Annotated in this window: 2 protein-coding genes and 1 pseudogene; all 3 read right to left on the bottom strand. The window is 30.0% G+C overall.

What is annotated here, in order from left to right; genetic code table 11:
- Window positions 1-394: pseudogene (locus Q0F58_RS18965) on the bottom strand (hypothetical protein); the annotation flags it as partial.
- A 9-nt stretch (window positions 395-403) separates the two neighbouring features.
- Window positions 404-1,042, bottom strand: coding sequence for a YveK family protein (locus Q0F58_RS18960; RefSeq protein ID WP_294379554.1), 639 nt, complete (start codon window positions 1,040-1,042; stop codon window positions 404-406).
- 14 nt (window positions 1,043-1,056) lie between these two features.
- Window positions 1,057-2,310: exopolysaccharide biosynthesis polyprenyl glycosylphosphotransferase (locus tag Q0F58_RS18955; RefSeq protein ID WP_294379552.1), on the bottom strand; the 1,254-nt coding region annotated here is incomplete at its 5' end.

Raw genomic sequence — 2,310 nt, 5'->3', positions numbered from 1 at the left:
AGCTTTGACCACTCAATAAGTCAATCGGATGTTTTCTCTCATTACCCGCTGTAATAACATGTAATTCATTGTCTGAATAGCTATCTTTAATTACTTTAGCGTATTTCAAATAATTTGTATAATCATTATCCTCTAAAATATCTGTTAATCCAAAATCATTTTTTATATTAAAACATTCATGAATGTGTGGATCCTTTATATTACAATCCAACAATAACACTTTTGGTGTGTTTGCCACAAAACAATATGCCAAATTAATTGAAACCGTTGTAGCCCCTGCTCCATGCTCTACACCAGTTAAACATACACTATGAATATGTGGATGTTTTTCATTATATTCAATATTAGTACGTAGTTTTCGATATGCTGAACTACTCGATATATTATGTTCCATTATTTTCTCCTATTTCTTCAATGGTATTTCAGCTAAAACATCTACCCCTAAAAACATTTCAGCTTCCTCCGCATTTCTTAAATGTTTATCGAATAAGAAACGTAAAACAACTATACCCATACTACCTACTAAACCAACGAAAGTTCCAATCAAAGTATTCTTTTTAACATTCGGACTCACTGGTGTAGTATTGATTTGTGGCTCATTCATTGTAGTTACACTACTTAAGTTTAATTCAGACACCATTAACTTTCTAAATTCGTTTACAACATTTTTGACAATACGATACGATAATTTAGGATTGTTTGTAGTAGCCTTAATATTGTAATTATACGTATTATTTGAATCTCTTGTTACTTCAATACTCTCTACTAACCCTGAGCTTTCAACACCAACCGCATTACTCACTTTATCTAGCACCTTACTCCCAGTTAAATAAGAAGTATAATCCAAAGAAGTTTCTGCCGGTACAATTGTAATATCTGTACTTGATGTATAACTTTTAGGTAAAATGAATTGTGAAACGCCAAACACAACCACTCCACACAATAAAGTTATTTTTACAATAAACTTTATATTTTTAATTATATCCTTCAATAGCTCTATCAAATCAATTTCCATTTCATCATTCATATAATCGTTATTCATAAATTATTTCCTTTCTATACTGCTCCTCTACCATATAGCACTTGTTTAATAGTTTTAAATAACAATGTCACATCCAACCAGAATGACCAGTTTCTATAATAATATTCATCCAACAATAAACGATGTTCAAAATCAACATCACTCCTTCCATGACTTTGCCACATACCCGTAATACCAGGTTTACATGCGATAACATCATAATAATAGTCACCCATATCCGGTCTTTCTTTAGGCAAATATGGACGTGGACCAATTAAAGACATTTGACCTAATAACACATTAATGAATTGTGGAAACTCATCTAAGCTCTTTTCACGTAAAAACTTACCAGCACTTGTGATACGCGGATCATTCACTAATTTTTTATTCTTTGTATATTCTTCTCGAATGACTGGATCTTTTTCCATTAACTCTTCTAGAATCTTATCAGCACCAATTACCATAGTGCGATATTTAAACATTTTGAATTCTTTACCATTCTTACCAATACGATTCTGTGTAAAGAAAATAGGACCTTTATCTCCTTCTTTACGGTTTTTAATAAAGACAAAGATTGTCAATGGTATTAATAATAATAAACCACATAATCCAGCACAAATGTCCATAATACGTTTTAATGCATAAGATAAGAAATGTTCTAAGCCACGAGAATTAGAAATCATTAAGATTCCATCAAAATCTTCAACCTTTGTATCAAAAGTTACTAAGCCATTTACTAGTGGTAAATATTTAATAACATCGACTTTATTTTTAAACACTTCAAACACAGCATTTAAATCTTCACTATCCATCTCAGGAATCGCAATCAATACAGTATCAATATTTTTTTCTTTGATTACTGAACAAATTGAATCTAAATCAAACGTTTTATTCACATCTACTACTTGTTCCTGCTGAATATACTTAACTCGATTTGATTTATTACAATTCACAAATCCAACCACATCTAATAAAGAATATCCATTTCCTCTACAAACATACTCTAATTTTTCAGCAGTATGACCAATACCAACAATTAATGTATTATGTTTAAACCATTTTCTAAATGCTTTATGAGAATATCTAGAGTTACATCCAGCAAAAACAAATAAAACACATGTTAATAATACAAACCCAAAGAATTTCTTTATAGTCCAAGTACTAATTGGGAAAACAAGAAAACTTCCAATAAAGAAGCCTATATGACTTAATATAATCAAACGAATTTCATCATACATTAATAAAACTTTTCCTTGATATCTTCCAATCAGTATTTGCATTAAAAAATA

Origin of the sequence: uncultured Clostridium sp., assembly GCF_934754915.1 — a bacterium.
GTDB lineage: Bacteria > Bacillota > Clostridia > Clostridiales > Clostridiaceae > Clostridium.
This window is presented reverse-complemented; position numbering and strand designations above follow the sequence as displayed.